The following is an 18,732-nucleotide window of genomic DNA, read 5'->3' as shown; positions in this document are numbered from 1 at the left end:
AGGCGATCATGGCCGCACGCAGAACCGGGAGCTGATCATCACTTCGCCCCCGAAACGCGGGACGACGACCTGCCTTGCTGTCCCGGAGCATGCGCCGAAACCTGCGCTTGAATCTTCGCACCTTCTCCTGCAAGTCATTCGGCAGACCGCGCAGGATTTTCATGCCATGACCCAGATGAAAGCAGCAGTGATACGCGAACCCGGCGGACCGGAGGTGCTCCGCATCGAGAGCCGGCCCGTGCCGACGCCTGCTCCGGATCAGGTTCTCATTCGCGTCAAGGCCTTCGGCCTCAACCGGTCCGAACTCTTCACCCGGCGCGGGCTGTCGCCGGGCGTGAGCTTCCCGCGCGTGCTTGGCATCGAGGCGGTCGGCCTCGTCGAGGAGGCGCCGGGTGGCCGGTTTCGCAAGGGCCAGATTGTCGCGACGGCCATGGGCGGCATGGGACGGCAGTTCGACGGCGGCTACGCGGAATATGTTTGCGTACCGGCCGCGCAGGTCCAGTTACTCGAAACCACTCTGCCCTGGGAGACGCTCGGCGCACTGCCCGAGATGCTCCAGACCGCCTGGGGTTCGCTGTTCACCGCCTTGCAGCTCAAGCGAGGCGAGCGACTTCTGATCCGCGGCGGGACGACCTCGGTCGGGCTTGCGGCCGCGGCGATCGCGAGCAAGCACGGCGCCGAGGTGATCTCCACCACGCGCAACCCTGCACGCGCGGAGCTGATCCGCTCCGTTGGAGCGAACCTTGCCGTGATCGACGACGGCCGGATCGCCGAACAGGTCAAGGCTGCGAGCAGTGGCGGCGTCGACAAGGTGCTCGAGCTCGTCGGCACGACCACGCTGGCGGACTCCCTGCAATGCGCGCGGGCGAACGGCGTCGTCTGCATGACGGGGATGGTCGGAGACAAATGGTGGTTCGATCAATTCAGTCCGATGGACGTCATCCCCAACGCCGTCAACCTCACGGTCTATTCCGGCGGGCCCGGCGACTTCATGCAGACGCCGCTGCAGGAGCTGGTACGGCAGATCGAAGCAGGCGCGCTTCGCGTCCAGGTCGGGCGGGTCTTTCGCCTCACGGAGATCGTGGGAGCTCACCGCTGCATGGACGCGAATGCGGCCGGCGGCAAGATCGTCGTGCTGACCGATTGACGATGCGCCTTGCCGCGAACGACTGAGCCTACGTCATGCTGCCCGGCATGAAGCAGCGCACCCGCGGGTGACCGTCGACATAGTGCTTCCACACCATGGTGCGGCCGATCTTGTTTGGCTCGGTGATCACGGCTCCCTCTGGCACGACCACCCATTCACCGTCGAGATGCACGCGGTAACGCCCCTTGTCGGATTCCCAATCGACGTCGGCGACCACGTAGCCGTCGGCATCCGAGCAGCACTGCCCGTACTCGCTGTGCAGGCTCTCGAACCAGGGTTTGAGCGGCGAGTTGGCGTAGCGCCCGTCGTCGCGCGCCAGCGCAGATGTCGCCAGCAGCACCGTCAGGCCGAGCAGCGTCGCCGCACACGGTCTTGCAAGTGTCATGTTGTCTTCCCGCGGATCGAAGTCAGCGCCGCGAGGGACAGGCGCCACCGTTCGCCTCTCGCACCGGGGCGGCAGGCGGTGAGACGGCGACTCGTTCCCCAGCAGCTTTGCGACAGCTATGCAAATCCGGCGCCAGCGCGCATTCCGGAGAACTACTGCCGCACGCTGTTGCCCACATCGGCAGGCGCGTCCTGCATGTTCTGCGCACCGGCGATTTTTGCCGCGCATTTTCGAGGCTTTTCTTGTCGCACCTCAACGTGTACGAACGTGGCGGCGAAACCTTATCGCATTGTTTAACCGGCTGTTTCGATTAGAGAATCAGGTGACGGCGTGACTGGCATTGGACCGGCAGCGCTATGAGTTCGAGAGAGTTGCTCCCTGGCCAGCAGGACGCGACCGATTTGCCCGCAAACGAGGTGCAGTTTGCGCTGGTGATTTCGCGCATGCTCGAGACCATGAAGGACGACGCGGAAGCCAGGCGGCAGATGGTCTACGACCTCGCCCGCTACAAGCTCCAGGAGCAGTTCACCTACGCCGACGCCAGGAACATCGACCAGATGAAGCGGGCGCTCGAGGTCGCCATCGAGGAGGTCGAGAAATTCTCGCGTGAAGAGGCGCCACTGGAGCGCCTGCCGCCGCAGCAACTCACCTCGTCCAGGGAGACTGGCGGCGTTCTGATGTCCGGCGATGCCAGCGTTCTGCGATCAGGGATCGGGACGTCCCGCAGCAAGCTGCCCGCGATCTCGGGCCCGCTTCTCCCGGTGATCAAGCGTACGGCGGCCATCCTGCTTGCCGCCGGCGTCGTCATTGTCATCGTCTCGCAGCGAGACAACATCGCCGCGCTGCGCCGGCTGATTTCGTCGCAGCCCCCGGAGATCGCACTGGTTGCGCCCAAGCCGGAGACGACGATCACGGTCGCCAAGCCGGAAATGGTCACTCCCGCCGCGCCTGCCCCAACGCGCGTGCTTCCGACCGACTACGGCATCTACGCCTTGATCGACGACAAATCGCTGGCGGAGTTGAGCGCGATCGGCGTGATGGCGCCGGACATGCGGATCGCGATTTCGCCGGAGTTCAGGAAGCCCGATCGGCCGCGTCTGACGAACGGCCGCCTGAAGTTCATCGTCTTCCGTCGCGACGCCGCGAACGTGATTCCCGAGCGCGTCGAGGTTCGGGTCGTCGCGAAGATCGCCAGAGAGTTTTCGACCGACGCCGCCGGCAAGGCGCTCGGTGGCGGAGACGATGTCGGGGTGATCCGCAACTTCGCCTACCCGTTCCGGGTGTCGCCGATTCCGGGGAAACCGGAAATGCATGAGCTTCACACCGGCGATTCAGAACTCGAGCTTCCGCCGGGACATTACGTCCTTAGCCTTGGTACACAGGCCTATTATTTTCAGGTCGATGGCGAGATCACCGATCCCCGGCAGTGCCTGGAGCGGGTCGTCGCCAACAACGGCACCTTCTATGCGCCGTGCAGGAAGGCGCGGACGTATTGATGGTCTCGTAGCCCGGCTGAGCGCAGCGATATCAGGGAAAAGCGGCCCCGCATATCGCTTCGCTCATGCGGGCGACAAGAGGCCGCTGCAAGCCTACTGCTTCGGTGCCGGCGCCATCATCGCGCCGCCCTTCTTGGCCGCAGGCGCGGACGCCGGTTTCGTCGCCGCCGCAGGGGCCTGCGCAGGAAGATATTTGGCGACGATGGCGGGATCGACCTGGGCGATGTTGGCGTCGGGCAGGCGCGTCCAGGTCTCGTCCTTGCCGAACAGCGAAATACCGAGGAAGCCGCGCATGGTCAGCGTCTGGCCATCAGGGCTCACCGTCATCTTGGCCTTCCAGATGTTGCCGTCGCGCGGATTGACCACGTTGCCGCCGTCATACTTCAAACCGTCGCGCTTCATGTCGCGGATGAAAGAGAGCCCGAGCACCGGCGCGTTCTTGCGATCGTCCGTGCATTTCGTGCAGGCCTCGTTCGGGTCGTCGCCGGGGCGCGGAAAGGTCTTGGCGATGACGCCCTCGAAGACGCCGTTGTGGTCGATGAAAAGGAACCATCCCACCGTCTTGCCGTCTTCGACCTTCTGCCAGAGGCCCGCGGCGGTCGGCTGGGCCGGTGCCGCAGCCGGGACTTGCGCCGCAGCCTGGCTCGCCGCGCCGAGCAACAGCGCGAGGAGCGAGAGCAGCCGAAAGCTGGAAAAGAGATTCCGCATTATGATCACCTTGCTAACCCGCGACTGGAATGGCCGCAGACTACGGCGATTTCGCGAACGGTTCCAGCACCAGAAACATGGGGCATCGCCTCCCCGCTGCATCCCGTCAGTTGACTCCGAGCTTCTTTTGCAGGCTGGACGACGAGGTCGTGTACTGGAACACGAGCCGCTTATCCGGATAGACGTAGCGATGGGCTTTTTGCGACATCAGCGCGCCCTCGTGGAAGCCGCACAGGATCAGCTTGATCTTGCCGGGATAGGTGTTGATGTCGCCAATGGCGAAGATGCCTGGCACGTTGGTCTCGAACGCCGACGTCTCGACCGGCACCAGATTGTTCTCCAGCGCAATGCCCCAATTCGCGACCGGGCCGAGCTTCATGGTCAGTCCGAAGAACGGCAGCATGGTGTCGCAGGCGATTTCGCTGACGTTGTTGTCGTTGCCCTTGACGGTAGCGCCGGTCAGCTGGCCGGCGGCGCCGGAGAGCGCGGTAACCTGGCCGAGCCGCAGATCCATCTTGCCGGCGGCCACCAGCGCGCGCATCTGCTCGACGCTGTGGGGCGCGGCGCGAAAATCGTCGCGGCGATGCAGCAGCGTGATGCGCTTGGCGAGCGGATGCAGATTGAGCGTCCAGTCGAGCGCGGAATCGCCACCGCCGACGATCAGCACGTTCTTGTCGCGGAACGTCTCCATCTTGCGCACGGCGTAATGCACCGAGGTGCCTTCATAGGCTTCGATGCCCGGCACCGGCGGACGCTTGGGCTGGAACGAGCCGCCGCCGGCCGCGATCACCAGCACCTTGCATTCGAACACCTTGCCGGCGTCCGTGGTGCAGCGAAACAGGGGATCGCCGATCTTCTCGACGGTCTCGATCATCTCGCCGAGATGGAAGGTCGGATGGAACGGCTTGATCTGCTCCATCAGCGCATCGGTGAGGCCCTGGCCGGAGACCTGCGGAATGCCGGGAATGTCGTAGATCGGCTTTTCCGGATAGAGCTCGGCGCACTGGCCGCCGACCTTGTCGAGGATGTCGACGAAATGCGTCTTCATGTCGAGAAGGCCAAGCTCGAAGGCGGCGAACAGACCGCAGGGGCCGGCGCCAATAATCAGCACATCGGTTTTGATCACGTCGCTCATGTCGTCTCTTTATCGGTCGTTATCGGTTGGACGGCGCCCGGCGGGCAGAGGTGACCCTGCCTGTCTAGCCAACGGGGGTGGATCAGGGAAGGCATAAAAGCGGGAGCGCCCCGCAGCCGCGCCCACTTGCCGGGTCAGGATAACTGGGTTGTAACGAGCAAGGATATGACGGAGATCAATCGGTGAACGCACCAAGCCGCCTCGATACGACGCCGCGCCTGGAAGACTACCCCTATCGCCTCGGTGACAACGTCCGCTTCGGCGATCTCGATCCCAACCAGCACGTCAACAACGCGGTCTACGCAACCTATTTCGAGACCGGCCGTGTGACGCTGATGAAGAGCCCGGAATACGGGCTGACGCCGCCGGGCCTCGCCTGGATCATGGTGCGGCTCGACATCCATTTCCGTGCCGAGCTGCACTGGCCGAACACGATCGAGCTCGGCCTCGGCGTGGTCAAGCTCGGACGAACGTCAGTGACCTTCGAGCAGGTCGTGTTCTCGCAAGGAAAGTGCATCGCGTCGGCGACATCGGTCGGCGTCATGCTCGACGAGGCGACGCGGCGGCCAGCACCGCTCACCGCCGAGATCGTCGAGAAGCTCAGACCCTGGCACAAGCGCGGCATCGAGGTCGCGCCGCCGAGCGCTTGATATAGTCGGGGAAGATCAGGCCTGGCGTTCCGGCGTCCCCACAACGAGCCCGTCGAGCTCATCGGAGACCTTGATCTGGCAGGACAGCCGCGAATTCGGGCGCACGTCGAAACCGAAGTCGAGCATGTCCTCTTCCATCGGCGTCGGGCTGCCGACCTTCTCGCGCCAGGCTTCGTCGACATAGACGTGGCAGGTCGCGCAGGCACAGGCGCCGCCGCATTCGGCCTCGATGCCCGGAATGCTGTTGCGGATGGCGGCTTCCATCACGGTCGCGCCGTTCTCGACTTCCACGGTGCGGGTTTCGCCCTTGTGGTCGACAAAGTGAATCTTGGCCATGTGTGCTCGTGCTGCCGCGATGTTGGGAATGAAGGAGGGTCCGGGCTGTCCTATAACGGGTCGATCAGCCCGGCGCCATAGCGTTTTCGAGCCGGGCGGATCCCGGCCGGCGTGAAGAAAACGCGTCAAAACAAAAGACTAGCCACCCGCATCCTGCGGAGGTTACGGACCCTAGGACTTCAGGATCGCCTCGATGGCCATGCGGGCCTCGGCCACCGCCTCTTTCAGCGCGGCGAAGGCGTGGGGCCGGTTATGGCCGGTCTGGATCGCGATCTCGAGGCTGGCTGCGGCATCCGCCACCGCAAAGGCGCCGATGCCGCGCGCCGAACCCTTGAGCTTGTGGGCAAGCGCGCCGGCCTCGGCCGGCAGTGCCGCCATCGCCGCGATCAGGCGGACCGCCTGCTCGGCGAACATTGCGAGCACTTCCTGTTCCAGTTCGGCATCGCCGAGCGTCATCCGGGAGAGGTGATCGAGGTCGAGCGGGCTGTCGATGGGTGCAAGCGGGGGCGAGGGCATCCAGTCCATCCGTTGCAGTTCAGGCGTCATGGCGCAGGCCCCGGCATCGCGCGACGGTTCCGCCGGTCCGGCGGCTCGGTTCACCCCACCCAAGCATGGAAATGGTTAACGAAATGTTTGGTCCGTTTTACGTAAATCCGCCTGCTTATTGACGAAAAGTTGCCGCAATCGGCCGGGTTCGGTGGAGAATTGCATTTGTTGCTAAGGCGTTACGGCTCGATCCTGTTAACGATGATTAAGATTGTCTTAATCGCAGGCATTTCATTCGCGACGCTCTGCCAATAGGATGTTGCGGAAATTGGCGGACAAGCCGTCCGGGTGGGGACGGCTCGGAGATCCGCGCAAGCGGCATAATCATCCGGTCTGTGGGCTTGCGTAGCGCGCAGGGCTCGCGGGGGGACGCGTACAAGTAACGAGGGCTCGGACTGAACATGGCGAACACTCCGAAAAAGGTCAAAGACCCCACAGAAGTTGCGCTTTCTGCGATCCAGGAAGCCCTGAACATCAGCGACACCGCTGCGGACACCAGCCGCAACGCCTCGATGCGCAACGAGACGCCTCCGGTGGCCCCGCCGGCGTCCCCGATCTTTGACGAGCCGAGCTTCGAGCCGCGCCCCGCCGCCAACGAACGGGCGGTGTTCGAGCCGATCGAAGAGCCGCGCGCCGCGCGCCGCGCCGCCAACGACGACCGCGAGACCATCGGCCAGCTGCTCCAGGCGCTTCAGACGGGACGCCCTGCCCGCAGCGTCTACACCGGCGCAACGATCTTTACCGTCATCTGGCTGGCCGCTTGCGCCGCGCTGACGGTCGGCTTCCTGCCCTCGATCCAGGCCGCCATGGGCCAGAGCGGCGGCGTGCTGGCCATTGCCGGCCTCATCACCATGTTCTTCGCGCCCATCATGCTGTTCTACTTCCTGGCCAGCCTGGTCTGGCGTGGCCAGCAGATGAGCTCGGTTGCCCAAGCGATGGCGCAGGTGGCGATCCGCTTCTCCGAGCCGGAAGGTTCGGCCTCCGATTCCATGGTCACCGTCGGCCAGGCCATCCGCCGCGAGGTCGCGGCGATGGGCGACGGCATCGAGCGCGCCATTGCGCGCGCCGGCGAACTCGAGACGCTGGTCGCCAACGAGGTCGCCGCGCTCGAACGCGCCTATTCCGACAACGAGGTGCGCATCCGCGCCCTGCTCCAGGACATCGCGCATCAGCGCGACAACCTGGTCGGCCAGGCCGAGCAGGTCCGCAGCGCCATCTCCGGCGTGCAGATCGACCTGCGCCACGACATCGCGCTGATCTCGGACGCAATCGCCTCGCGCGTCGACGAGGTCGCCAAGTCCATCACCGGCGCGCTGGAAGAGCGCGGCGCCCACATCACCGGCGCGCTGAGCAATGCCGGCGACAACATGATCCTGGCGCTCGGCGAGCGCGGCGGCGACCTGCTCGACCGCCTCGAGGAGGCCAGCAACGAGACCACGCGCGCCGTGCTCGACGCCAGCGAGCGGCTGACCACCAGCCTCAACTTCAAGACCGGCCACGTCCACGACGAGTTCGTCGACCTCGCCGACCGCGTCCACGAAATGCTGAACGAGCGCATCGACCGCATCACCGGCGAGTTCGAGCAGCGCTCCGCCGCGATCGTCGACGGCATCTCCGAGCGCACCGAGCAGGTGCACGACAGCCTGAAGAACTCGTCGGACTCCCTGCTGCTCGAGCTCGAGCTGCGCTCCAACGACCTCTCCGCCAAGATCGACGACGCCGGCAGCCGCCTCGCCAACCACATCATGACGAGCGGCGACAAGGCGAGCGAGGCGCTCGACGCCACCGTCAACACCCTCGTCGCCAAGGTCGTCAGCCAGACCGAGACCGCGCACGACTCGCTGTCGCTGCAGATGAGCGCCTTCGACGAGCTGGTGAAGAACCAGGGCACCGAGCTGGTCGAGAAGTTCGCCCGCGATTCCGGCACGCTGGGCGCGCTGATCACCCGCCACATCTCGGAGTTCGACCGCACCGTGAAGACGTTCGGCGGCGAGATCGTCGAGCGCATGGGCCAGCGCACGGAGGACATCCACGAGTCGCTGAAGACCTATGTCGACAATTTCGACACCCGCTTCACCTCGAACGGCGGCGAGATCACGGCCGTGCTCGACCAGCGGCTGGTGCAGTTCGAGAACACGATCGGCGAACGCGTCACCAACCTCGATGCCTCGCTGAACGGCAAGATCGCCGGCCTCGACAGCACGATCGAAGGCCACATCAAGGCCTTCGACAACCAGTTCGGCGGCCGCGTCGCGGCGCTCGAGCAGTCGTTCGACACCCGCGCGACGTCGGTGACCGAGACCATCGACGGACGCCTCAACACGCTCGCCACGACGCTGACCGACGGTGCCGCGCAGGCGATCCAGTCGATCGACTCCCGCCTCACCCATCTGACGACGTCGCTCACCGACGGAGCCACGCAGGCCGTCGAGTCCATCGACTCACGCCTCACCCACCTCACGACGTCGCTGACGGATGGCGCATCGCAGACCATCCAGTCGATCGACACGCGGCTGACGCACCTCACGACGACGCTCACCGGCGGCGCCTCGCAGGCGCTCGAGTCCATCGATACCCGCCTCACCTACCTGACCACCGCGCTGACGAACGGCGCCTCGCAGGCCGTGCAGTCGATCGACACGCGCCTCACCCTGCTGACCTCGACGCTCACAGACGGCACCGCCCAGGCGATCGAGGCGGTCGACCGCCGCATCACCGGCGTCACCGAGGTCATCGACGGCCGCAGCACGCATCTGACCGACACGGTCACGGCGCGCTTCCAGGACATCCATCAGGCCATCGAAACCAAGGTCGGCTCGGTCGCCAACGACATCGACGTGCGCGTGGCGCAGTTCGAGGACCTGCTCGGCTCGCGCGTCGAAGCCGTCGCCGGCCGCATCGAGAGCAGCGGCCGCCAGGCCAGCGAGGACATGATGTCCCGCGCCGAGATGATCTCGACCGCGATCCGCTCGCATGTCGAGGACGCCGAGCGCTCGCTCACCAACCTCGTCGTCAACACCAGCGAGACCATCCAGACCGGTGCGCGCACCGCGCAGCAGTCGCTGATGACGGTCTCCTCCGACGTCAACGCCCAGCTCAAGATGACCTCCTCCGAGGTCGAGCGTGCGCTGACCGCGGTCGGCACCGGTGCCGCGAACTCGATCCTGAGCAGCGCCCGCGAGGCGCAGTCGACGCTGGTCGCCGCCTCGGGCGATGCTTCCAACCAGATCAAGGGCCTCGCGACCGACGTCGAACGCACGCTGTCGGCGGCCGGTTCCGCCACCGCAGCCTCGATCCTGGCCGGCGCCCGCGAGGTGCAGACCACGCTCGTCACCGCCTCTTCGGACGCGGCCAACCACGTCAAGACGCTCACCGCCGACGTGCAGCGCTCGCTGTCGATGGCCGGCACCACAACGGCGGAATCGATCACCGCCGGTGCCCGCGATGCGCAGAGCGCGCTGATCGCGGCCTCGAGCGAGACCGCCAACCAGATCAAGGCGCTGTCCTCTGACGTGCAGCGCTCGCTCTCGATGGCGGGCACCGCGACGGCCGAGACCATCACGGCCGGCGCCCGCGAAGCCCAGAGCACGCTGGTCACGGCATCCTCGGATGCGGCGAGCCAGGTCAAGTCGCTCGCGGCCGAAGTGCATCGTTCGCTCTCGCAGGTCGGCCAGACCACCGCCGAGACGATCACCACCAGCGCCCGCGACGCCCAGAGCACTCTTCTTGCTGTCTCCGCAGAACAAACCGGCCAGGTCCGTTCGCTCGCGGCCGAGATGCAGCGCGCGCTGGCGACCGCCGGCGGCGCCACCATCGAGGCGCTCACCGGCGGCGTGCGCGAGGCCCAGGGCACGCTGATCTCCGCCTCCACCGAGGCGGCAAGCCAGATCAAGTCGCTGACCACGGACATCGAGCGCACGCTGACCGCGGTCGGCGCCGACACCGCCTCGACCATCCTCAACAGCGCGCGTGAGGCCCAGACCTCGCTGACCTCGACCTCGGCGGATGCCGCGAGCCAGATCCGCACGATCTCGACCGAGATCGAGCGTGCGCTGAGCGCGGCCACCGCGAACGCGACCAACGACATCCAGACCAGCGCGCTCAACGCCCAGAACGCGCTGATCTCCGCCTCCAACGAGGCGAGCTCGCGGGTCAAGACCAGCTCGGCCGACGTCGAGCGCTCGGTGCTCGCCGCCAGCTCTAGCTTCGGCCAGGCCATGACCGGCAAGACCGACGAGATCGTCACCTATGTGCAGCAGCAGGCCGACCGCCTGTCGAACATGATCGACTCCAAGCGCGGCGCGCTGGTCGATGCGATCGGCTCGAAGACCAGCCAGCTCACGCTCGACATCGACCGCGTCACCTCCGACGCGCTGAAGTCGATCGAGACGCGCGGCCATGCGTTCTCGCAGACCATGATGGGCAACGGCTCGGAAGTCGCCCGCACCATCAACGCGGCGAGCGAGATCGCCACCAGCGCGGTCGGCAAGTCGCTCAAGGACCTCGAGCAAGCCTCGCGTTCGGCGATCGACCAGTCGCGCCAGGTCTCGATCGCGGCCGTCACCGAGATGCAGGAAACCAGCAAGATCCTGCGCACCGACACGGTCGCCCTGTTCGAGCGCCTGCGCGAAGGCAACATCCTCCTGCAGGAGGTGCTGACCGGTGCGCACGACAACCTCAACTCGCTCGAGCGCGCGCTGGTGACGCGTGTCGCCGACTTCGTCTCGGCGATGAACGACGTCACCTCGCGCAACGGCGCGGCGACGCAGAACCTGGAAGACCAGCTCAACGTGTTCAATTCAAAGACCACGAAGGCGCTCCAGGATCTCGGCGAGCTGTCGACCCAGTTCGACGCCCACGGCAAGGCGCTCGTCGATGCCGCGCAGGTCGTCGAGCAGAGCAACAAGAACACCACCGCCTCGCTCGCCGAGCGCAAGCAGGCGCTGGAATCGCTCGTCACCACGATCGACCTGCGCACGGCCGATCTCGACCAGCGCCTGTCGCGCTTCACCGGCCTGCTCGATGAATCGCTGGCCGCCGCCGAAGAGCGTGCCCGCGACATCGCCCGCGTCGTCGCGGAGACCGCCGGCGCAGGTTCCGCCGCGATCACCCGCCAGTTCGAGGCGGTGCGCGCGGCGTCCGAGGAGGAGCACCGCCAGACCGTCGAGGCCATGCACGACATCTACCGCCAGACCACGGACGAGGCGGACACGATGTTCAAGCAGTCGACCGAGCGCTTCACCAACCTCGTCTCCAGCATGAAGCAGATGGCCTTCGAGATGCACAACGAGCTCGAAGCCACCCGCAACGAGCTGCGCCGCGGCGTGCTCGAGATGCCGCAGGAGGCCGCCGAGAGCACTGCGCAGATGCGCAAGGTCATCGTCGACCAGATCGAGGCCCTCGCCGAGCTGAACCGCATCGTGGCCCAGCACGGCCGTGGCCTCGACGTCTCCACGGCGGGCCGCGCTTCCGTCGCCGTCCAGCGCCAGGAAGAGCCGATGATGGCAACTGCGGGCAGTCGGGTTGCCGAGACCCGCATGCGCGACACCGGTAGCGCCTCGACGCTGCCGCCGCCGGACCTCGGCATGCCGGCACCCTCGCGCCGCACCGAAGCGCCGCCGGTCGCGCCCGCGGGCAACGACCAGGGCCGTGACGGCTGGCTGTCGGACCTCTTGAACCGCACGGACGCCAACCAGGGCGCGCCGACCGGTCGTGAGGCTCCGCGTGGCCGCGCTGCCCCCGCTCCGCAGCAGCCGCAGGCCCCGCAGAGCAGCGGCAATCCGCTGGAATCGCTGTCGCTCGACATCGGCCGGCTGATGGACCGCAACCTCGCGGCCGAGATGTGGGACCGCTACCAGCGCGGCGAGAACAAGGCCTTCACCAAGCGCCTCTACACGCCCGCCGGCCAGAAGGCCTTCGACGAGGTCTCCCGCAAGTACCGCGCCGACCGCAACTTCAAGGGCACGGTCGACCGCTACGTCGCCGAGTTCGAACGCCTGCTCGACGAAGTCGCCCGCGACGGCCGCGGCCCGCAGGAGCTGCGCAGCCACCTGACCTCGGAAACGGGCCTGGTGTACACGCTGCTCGCGCATGCGGCGGGGCGGCTGGGGTAAGCGGCAAGGCTCACTAATCGCACAATGAAGACGGAGGCCTCGCGGCCTCCGTTTTTGTTTTGCAGGAGAAGCTCAGGTGGCGCCGGGCTGGCCGAATGACAGCCGCTCGGCGAGGACTGCGGCCTGGGTGCGCGAGCCGACGCCGAGCTTGCGCAGGATCGTCGAGACATGGCCCTTCACGGTCTGCTCGGCGATGTCGAGCTCGCCCGCGATCTGCTTGTTGAGCTTGCCCTCCACGATCATCGCGAGAATGCGCAGCTGCTGCGCCGACAGCGAGGCCATGCGCGCGGCGAGCTCGACATCGGCGCTCTGGATCGAGCCGCGGCCGCCGACATTCGGCGGCATCCAGATTTCACCGGCGAGGATCCTGGTGATCGCCTCCGCCATCTCGGGCAGGCCGAGCGATTTCGGAATGTAGCCGGATGCGCCATAGGCGATGGCGCGGCGGATCGTGGTGGCGTCCTGCCGGGCCGAGATGATCGCCACCGGCACCGTCGGGAATTGTGCCGACAGGATGAACAAGGCGGCAAATCCCTGGATGCCCGGCATGGTCAGGTCCCAGAGGATCAGGTCGATCTCGCCGGACTGCGCCGTCAGCACGCCGATCGCCTCGTCCAGCGACTGGCAGGCAATGATGTCGAGATCGGGCAGCACGGCCGACAGCGCGCTGCGCAAGGCAGCCTGCACCAGCGGATGATCGTCGCCGATCAGGATGCGCATTGTCAGGAAGTCCTCTGTTTCGTCCCGAACTGCCGGCTCAAGGCTTCGCTGCCGAGGAAGCGCCGCAGGGCCGCCGGCTTGACCGGCTTCGACAGGATCTCGCAGCCGCGCGCCCTCGCCTCCTCGCGCACCGCCTCGCTGCGATCGCCGGTGACGACCAGCGCGCGGACCTCGCGGCCCGCCTTCTGCCTGAGATCGTCGAGAAAGTCCAAGCCGCTGCGGCCGCCATCGAGATGGTAGTCGAGCAGCACGACGTCCGGCGCATCAGCCGCCGCCGTAGTCATCGCGCCGGCGGCGTCAGCGGCGACCAGCACGCGATGTCCCCAGCCGCCGAGCAGCGCTTTGAGGCCATCGAGGATGGCCGTATCGTTGTCGAGGCACAGGATCGTCAGTGGCCGTTCCGCCGCCGCCGCCGCCGGCGCGGCAATCGCCGGACTGCGCTGAAGCGGCCTGCCCGGCTCGCGCGCAAGCGGCACCGTGACGGCAAAGCACGAGCCGTATCCCGGACGCGAACGGACGTCGACCGCATGGCCCAGCAGCCGCGATACGCGATCGACGATGGCGAGCCCCAGCCCCAATCCCTTGTCCGATCCGGGCGCGAGGCGCTGGAACTCCTCGAAGATGCGCTTCTGGTCCTCGGCCGCGATCCCGACGCCGGTATCCCAGACCTCGATGCGCAGCGCGCCGCCCTGCCGCCGGCAGCCGAGCAGGATACGTCCTCTGGGCGTGTAGCGAAGCGCGTTCGAGAGCAGGTTTTGCAAGATGCGGCGCAAGAGATGCGGATCGCTGCACACCGCGAGGCGGCAATCGACGACGCGGAAGGCGAGCCCGCGCTCGCGTGCCATCGCCGAGAACTCGACATTCAACTGCACGAAGAGATCGGCGATCGGGAAGTCGAAGACCTCGGCGCGAACGGCGCCGGCATCGTAGGAGGAGATGTCGAGCAGCCTGTCGAGCACGTGCTCGGTGGAGCGCAGCGCCGTGACCGCGCTGCTCGCCAGAGTACGCTCCTTGCTGGCATCATCTGTTCGCGACGAGGCATGCAGACTCTCGTCGAGCGCGGACAGAAACAGACGGGCCGCGTTCAGCGGCTGCAGCAGGTCGTGGCTGGCCGCCGCCAGGAAGCGGGTCTTGCCGAGATTGGCCTGCTCGGCCTCCGCCTTGGCCTGCTCCAGCGCCTCGGTCCGCTCGCGGACGCGCAGCTCGAGTCCCTCATTGGCGCGTCGCAGGGCTTCCGCGGCACGGTGACGCTCGGTCACGTCGGTGTAGGTCGAGACATAGCCGCCTTCGGCGACGCGGTCGTAGACGATCTCGAGCACCGTGCCGTCCGGCCGCTTGCGCTCGTAAAGATACGGCCAGCTCTGCGTGGCGACGTTACGATTGACCAGGAGCGCAGCGAATTCGGACGCGGCATATTCGCCGCGCTCGACGTTGAAGGCGATCAGCTCCGCCAGCGGAAGCCCCACGCGCACGAAATCCGGCGGCAGGTCCAAGAGCGCGATGAAGCGGCCGTTCCATGCCGTGATGTTGAAATCAGCATCGAATGCGCAAATGCCCTGCGGCACGCTCTCGAGCGTGCTCTGCAAGAGGCTGCGGTTGAAGCGCAGCGCCTCCGAGGCTTCGTCGAGCATCGCCATCGCCGCCCGTCGCGACAGCGAGTGTCCCTCCAGTGACGCCGCGATCACCACGCGCGCCGATGCCGCACCGATCGCGCCGGCCAGCAGGTTCTCGGTGAACCGGATCGAGTCGAGATCGACGAGCCCGGACGGATCGAGGCGCGGCCCGGTGCCGGAGATGCGAGCGGCAAGATAGCTGTCGAAGGACGCCGCGCCGCGCTCGGCGCCGACAAAACGCAGCGCCAGCGCCCGGAGATCGTCGAGCCGGATCACCACGCGCGACGACAGCGTCGGGATCTTTTCGCGGACGACGCCATCGGCGAACGCGGCCGCCTGATTGCGCTCGACGGTCGATTGCCGTCCGAGCGCCGAGAACAGCAGGAAGCAGACGAGATTGGCGCCGAGGCTCCAGAGCGTGGCATGCGAGATCGGATCGATACCTTCGAGACCGAACAGCGCGTTCGGCTTGAGCCAGGCGAGCTGCCACGGGCCCTGGCGAACGATCTCCTCGATCCCAGGCCACAGCGGCGCGGCCGAAGGGAGCAGCAGCGTGTAGGCCCAGATGCAAAATCCGGCTGCGATCCCGATCGAGGCGCCGGTCTTGTTGGCACGCGGCCAGAACAGCCCACCGACGAACGCCGGGCCGAATTGCGCGACCGCGACGAACGACAACAGGCCGATCACGGTGAGCGGATAGGATTGGTTGACCAGGCGGTGCATCAGATAGGCGAGCAGCAGGATGCCGAGGATCGAGAGCCGGCGTACCGCGACCAGCACCGACGTCATCGGCCGGCTCTGCGCACGCAGCCCGAAGACCCGCGAGCGCAGCAACAGCGGCATGATGACGTCGTTGCAGAGCATGGTGCTGAGCGCGACTGATGTCATGATCACCATGCCGGTGGCGGCCGACAGGCCGCCGAGGAAGGCGATCAGGCTGACGGTGCTCGCATCCGCCGCGATCGGCAGCGAGATGACGTAGGTGTCGGGGTCCATCATCGCGCCGAACCGGGTCAGCCCGGCCGCGGCGATCGGCAGGATCAGCAGGCTGAACAGCGCAAGATAGGCCGGATAGAGCCAGGCTGCGGTGCGCGTGTGGCCCGGGCTCTCGTTCTCGACGACCGCGACGTGGAACGCCTGCGGCAGGCACAGGAAGGCGATGGCTGAGATGATGATCGTCGCGGGCCACACCGGCTGCGTCGGATCGAAGGCCAGAATCCCCGCCAGTTGCGGCTCGGACTGGAGCTGTGACAACAGAACGGCCGGTCCGCCGGACAGGCCGAACAGCACGAACAGCGCGACGATCAGGAACGCGAGCAACTTGACGACGCTCTCGAACGCGATCGCGAGCATCAGGCCGCGATGATGCTCGCTGGCATGGACGTGCCGGACGCCGAACACGATCGCAAACAGCGCCATCGACGCGGCCACACCGAACGCCGAGTCCTGCCAGAACAGCAATGCCTCGCCGCCGGCGCGCTCAGGCTGCAGGATCAGATAGTCGAAGCTCTTGCCGACCGCCTTGAGCTGAAGCGCGATATAGGGAAGCACACCCAGCAGCGATGCGAGCGTCACGAAGGCCGCCAGCACCTGGCTCTTGCCGTAGCGCGCGGCGATGAAGTCCGAGATCGAGGTGACGTTCTGCGCCTTCGCGATCGCGATCACCTTGGAGAGGAGCCTCTGCCCGAACAGCAGCACCAGGGTCGGGCCGATATAGATCGTGGCGAAGTCCAGTCCGCTGGTGGCGGCACGCCCGACCGATCCGTAAAAGCTCCACGAGGTGTTGTAGACCGCAAGCGTCAGGCAATAGCTGATCGCGGCCGTCCAGGAGTTTGGGGAGACCAGCGGTCCGCCGGCGCTCCGCCGGTCGCCCCACCAGGCAACCAGGAACAGCGTGGTCACATAGCCGGCAGCGACCGCAAGAACGAACCACGCCTGCAAGATATCCTCACCCGAGACCGTCTGATCCGCCCGCGGCGAGCGGCCGGGGCGCGGGCGGATACTAGAGCGTTTTCAATCGCATGAAAGGTTATTCATTCCGGAGAGAGCGGCGGCCGGAGGAGCCCCGGCCGCCGCTGGCAGTCCCTCAGGCTGCCTCGCGGGACAGCCGTTGCTGCGGCATGCGCTTGAGCACCAGGTTGACCGCGACGGCCACCACGATGTTGAGCGCGAGCGCCAGGAGCCCCGTGTAGATCGCGACCGGACCGGCACCGAAGTCGATGCCGTGCAGCGGCTTCAGTCCATCCGACCAGGCGAGCCACGATCCGCCTGCAAGGCCGACGGCCCAGCCGGCAAGCAGCGCCGTGCTCGAGAACCAGTTCAGGTAGAGACCGAACACCAGCGCCGGCAGCGTCTGCAGGATCCAGAGGCCCCCGAGCAGCTGCAGGTCGAGCGCGAACTGCGTCGGCATCAACAGGATGGCGAGCAGCGCGCCGACCTTCACCAGCATGGAGGTGATCTTGGCAACCTTCGCCTCACCGGCCGGCGTCACCTTCGGATCGATCCACACCTTCCAGAAGTTGCGGGTGAACAGATTGGCCGCGCCGATGCTCATGACGGCGGCCGGCACCAACGCGCCGATCGCGATCGCCGCGAACGCGAAGCCCGCGAACCAGCTCGGGAACAGCGTCTTGAACAGCTCGGGCACGACGTCGTTGTTGCTGGCAAGCTTGAGGCCCGCCGCATGGCCCATGTAGCCCAGCAGCGCCAGCAGGCCGAGCAGCAGCGTGTAGGCCGGCAGCATCATCGCATTCTTGCGGATGGTGTTGCCGCCCGAGGACGCGAAGATGCCGGTCAGCGTGTGCGGATACATGAAGGCGGCGAGCGCCGAGCCCAGCGCCAGCGACGCATAGGGCAGGATCTGCGCCGGTGACAACAAGGTGCCGCCGGAGCCTTTCGCTGCGAATGCCGCATCCGCCGCGGTGAAGATCGCTCCGTAGCCGCCAAGCTTCGAGGGCACGATCGCGATCGCGGCGATCACCACGATGTAGATCATGATGTCCTTGACGAAGGCGATCAGCGCCGGCGCGCGCAGGCCCGACGAATAGGTGTAGAGCGCCAGCACCAGGAAGGCGAGAACGAGCGGCACCTCACCAGTCAGTCCCAGCGCCTTGATCGCCACCTCCATGCCGATCAATTGCAGCGCGATGTAGGGCATCGTCGCAAGCACGCCCGTCGCCGCAACGGCAAGCTCGAGCCCGCGCGATCCGTAGGCGCCGCGCACCACGTCGCCGGCGGTGACGTAGCCGCGCTCCTTGGCGACCTTCCACAGCACCGGCATCACCGCGAAGACGAAGGGATAGACGATGATGGTGTAGGGCAGCGCGAAGAAGCCGTAGGCGCCGACCGCATAGACCAGCGCAGGAACGGCGATCACGGTGTAGGCGGTGTAGAAGTCGCCGCCGACCAGGAACCAAGTGATCCAGGTCCCGAACTTGCGGCCGCCGAGACCCCACTCGTCGAGATGGGCGAGCGTCTCCGGCTTGCGCCAGCGCGAGGCGACGAAGCCCATGCCGGTGACGAGGACGAACAGTGCGAGGAATACGGCGAATGCCGCGCTATCGACATTAGTCAGCACGGCGCGCGCTCCTGTAGACGATGTAGGTGAGGAGCGAGGTCAGCGGCACCCAGGCGAGCTGATACCAGTAGAAGAACGGGAAGCCGAACAGATGCGGCTCCCGGATATTGTAGAACGGCACGATCATCAGGCCGATGAACGGCAACAGCAGCAACAGACGTATCACGCTCGCCTCCCCTGTGAGTGAAGTCGACGCGCCTTTTCGTGGGCGCGACTTGAGCGCGATATAACTGACAATGACGGCCAGCCCCTCCCCCTACCTTGGCTCGGCCAGACCCCCATACTTTCGTATCGGCTAGGGTGAAG

General features: G+C 66.4%; 13 protein-coding genes. 4 read left to right on the top strand and 9 right to left on the bottom strand.

Annotation, left to right across the window (positions count from 1 at the left end; all coding sequences use genetic code 11):
* Positions 1 to 166 precede the first annotated feature (166 nt).
* Positions 167 to 1,147: a zinc-binding alcohol dehydrogenase family protein gene (locus RAD15_RS13090; RefSeq protein WP_458177953.1), complete on the top strand. Its 981-nt coding sequence runs from the start codon at positions 167 to 169 to the stop codon at positions 1,145 to 1,147.
* Positions 1,148 to 1,175: 28 nt separating this feature from the next.
* Here RAD15_RS13090 and RAD15_RS13085 read toward each other — a convergent pair whose 3' ends face one another.
* Positions 1,176 to 1,532, bottom strand: coding sequence for a hypothetical protein (locus tag RAD15_RS13085; RefSeq protein WP_458177952.1), 357 nt, complete (start codon positions 1,530 to 1,532; stop codon positions 1,176 to 1,178).
* Between the two features lie 401 nt (positions 1,533 to 1,933).
* Between RAD15_RS13085 and RAD15_RS13080 the strand changes: the two genes are divergently transcribed.
* Positions 1,934 to 3,028: a hypothetical protein gene (locus RAD15_RS13080; RefSeq protein ID WP_458177950.1), complete on the top strand. Its 1,095-nt coding sequence runs from the start codon at positions 1,934 to 1,936 to the stop codon at positions 3,026 to 3,028.
* Between the two features lie 93 nt (positions 3,029 to 3,121).
* On the opposite strand, the gene RAD15_RS13075 is transcribed toward RAD15_RS13080, so the two are convergent.
* Both RAD15_RS13075 and RAD15_RS13070 read right to left on the bottom strand, forming a co-directional pair.
* The gene (locus RAD15_RS13075; RefSeq protein WP_458177948.1) at positions 3,122 to 3,736 is read right to left on the bottom strand and encodes a DUF2147 domain-containing protein; all 615 of its coding nucleotides are present in this window, start codon (positions 3,734 to 3,736) and stop codon (positions 3,122 to 3,124) included.
* 106 nt (positions 3,737 to 3,842) lie between these two features.
* The gene (locus RAD15_RS13070) at positions 3,843 to 4,871 is read right to left on the bottom strand and encodes an NAD(P)/FAD-dependent oxidoreductase (protein ID WP_458177946.1); all 1,029 of its coding nucleotides are present in this window, start codon (positions 4,869 to 4,871) and stop codon (positions 3,843 to 3,845) included.
* Between the two features lie 182 nt (positions 4,872 to 5,053).
* Between RAD15_RS13070 and RAD15_RS13065 the strand changes: the two genes are divergently transcribed.
* Positions 5,054 to 5,521, top strand: a complete 468-nt coding sequence (locus tag RAD15_RS13065) for an acyl-CoA thioesterase (protein ID WP_458177944.1) — start codon at positions 5,054 to 5,056, stop codon at positions 5,519 to 5,521.
* Positions 5,522 to 5,536: 15 nt separating this feature from the next.
* Here the strand turns inward: RAD15_RS13065 and RAD15_RS13060 are convergent, their stop codons facing one another.
* A complete protein-coding gene (locus tag RAD15_RS13060) occupies positions 5,537 to 5,857 on the bottom strand; it encodes a 2Fe-2S iron-sulfur cluster-binding protein (protein WP_063687913.1) in 321 nt (106 codons plus the stop codon).
* 171 nt (positions 5,858 to 6,028) lie between these two features.
* Positions 6,029 to 6,403: an Hpt domain-containing protein gene (locus tag RAD15_RS13055; RefSeq protein ID WP_458177941.1), complete on the bottom strand. Its 375-nt coding sequence runs from the start codon at positions 6,401 to 6,403 to the stop codon at positions 6,029 to 6,031.
* Between the two features lie 401 nt (positions 6,404 to 6,804).
* Between RAD15_RS13055 and RAD15_RS13050 the strand changes: the two genes are divergently transcribed.
* Positions 6,805 to 12,516: an apolipoprotein A-IV repeat region-like domain-containing protein gene (locus tag RAD15_RS13050; protein WP_458177939.1), complete on the top strand. Its 5,712-nt coding sequence runs from the start codon at positions 6,805 to 6,807 to the stop codon at positions 12,514 to 12,516.
* A gap of 72 nt (positions 12,517 to 12,588) precedes the next feature.
* Here RAD15_RS13050 and RAD15_RS13045 read toward each other — a convergent pair whose 3' ends face one another.
* The 4 genes from RAD15_RS13045 to RAD15_RS13030 form a co-directional block, all read right to left on the bottom strand.
* Positions 12,589 to 13,242 (bottom strand): response regulator, encoded by a 654-nt coding sequence (locus tag RAD15_RS13045; protein WP_458178014.1) that lies wholly within the window; start codon positions 13,240 to 13,242, stop codon positions 12,589 to 12,591.
* Positions 13,239 to 16,790, bottom strand: a complete 3,552-nt coding sequence (locus tag RAD15_RS13040) for a hybrid sensor histidine kinase/response regulator (protein ID WP_458177937.1) — start codon at positions 16,788 to 16,790, stop codon at positions 13,239 to 13,241. The genes RAD15_RS13045 and RAD15_RS13040 overlap by 4 nt, the downstream gene beginning before the upstream one ends.
* Before the next feature lie 145 nt (positions 16,791 to 16,935).
* Positions 16,936 to 18,426 (bottom strand): monocarboxylate uptake permease MctP, encoded by a 1,491-nt coding sequence (gene mctP / locus RAD15_RS13035; RefSeq protein ID WP_458177935.1) that lies wholly within the window; start codon positions 18,424 to 18,426, stop codon positions 16,936 to 16,938.
* Positions 18,416 to 18,592 carry a DUF3311 domain-containing protein gene (locus RAD15_RS13030; RefSeq protein ID WP_212301179.1) on the bottom strand — a complete coding sequence of 59 codons (177 nt, stop codon included), beginning with the start codon at positions 18,590 to 18,592 and terminating at the stop codon, positions 18,416 to 18,418. Before RAD15_RS13030 ends, mctP begins: the two co-directional genes overlap by 11 nt.
* Between the last annotated feature and the right edge of the window lie 140 nt (positions 18,593 to 18,732).

It is taken from the genome of Bradyrhizobium sp. 14AA (assembly GCF_054185205.1).
The sequence above is the reverse complement of the archived record's forward strand: the minus strand, read 5'-3'. Positions and strand labels throughout refer to the sequence as shown.

What these genes read in the sequence shown, in the direction of transcription:
- RAD15_RS13055 (WP_458177941.1), bottom strand. Translation starts at nt 6,403, where the DNA reads ATGACGCCTGAACTGCAACGGATGGACTGGATGCCCTCGCCCCCGCTT.
- RAD15_RS13050 (WP_458177939.1), top strand. Translation starts at nt 6,805, where the DNA reads ATGGCGAACACTCCGAAAAAGGTCAAAGACCCCACAGAAGTTGCGCTT.
- RAD15_RS13070 (WP_458177946.1), bottom strand. Translation starts at nt 4,871, where the DNA reads ATGAGCGACGTGATCAAAACCGATGTGCTGATTATTGGCGCCGGCCCC.
- RAD15_RS13060 (WP_063687913.1), bottom strand. Translation starts at nt 5,857, where the DNA reads ATGGCCAAGATTCACTTTGTCGACCACAAGGGCGAAACCCGCACCGTG.
- RAD15_RS13090 (WP_458177953.1), top strand. Translation starts at nt 167, where the DNA reads ATGACCCAGATGAAAGCAGCAGTGATACGCGAACCCGGCGGACCGGAG.
- RAD15_RS13085 (WP_458177952.1), bottom strand. Translation starts at nt 1,532, where the DNA reads ATGACACTTGCAAGACCGTGTGCGGCGACGCTGCTCGGCCTGACGGTG.
- RAD15_RS13075 (WP_458177948.1), bottom strand. Translation starts at nt 3,736, where the DNA reads ATGCGGAATCTCTTTTCCAGCTTTCGGCTGCTCTCGCTCCTCGCGCTG.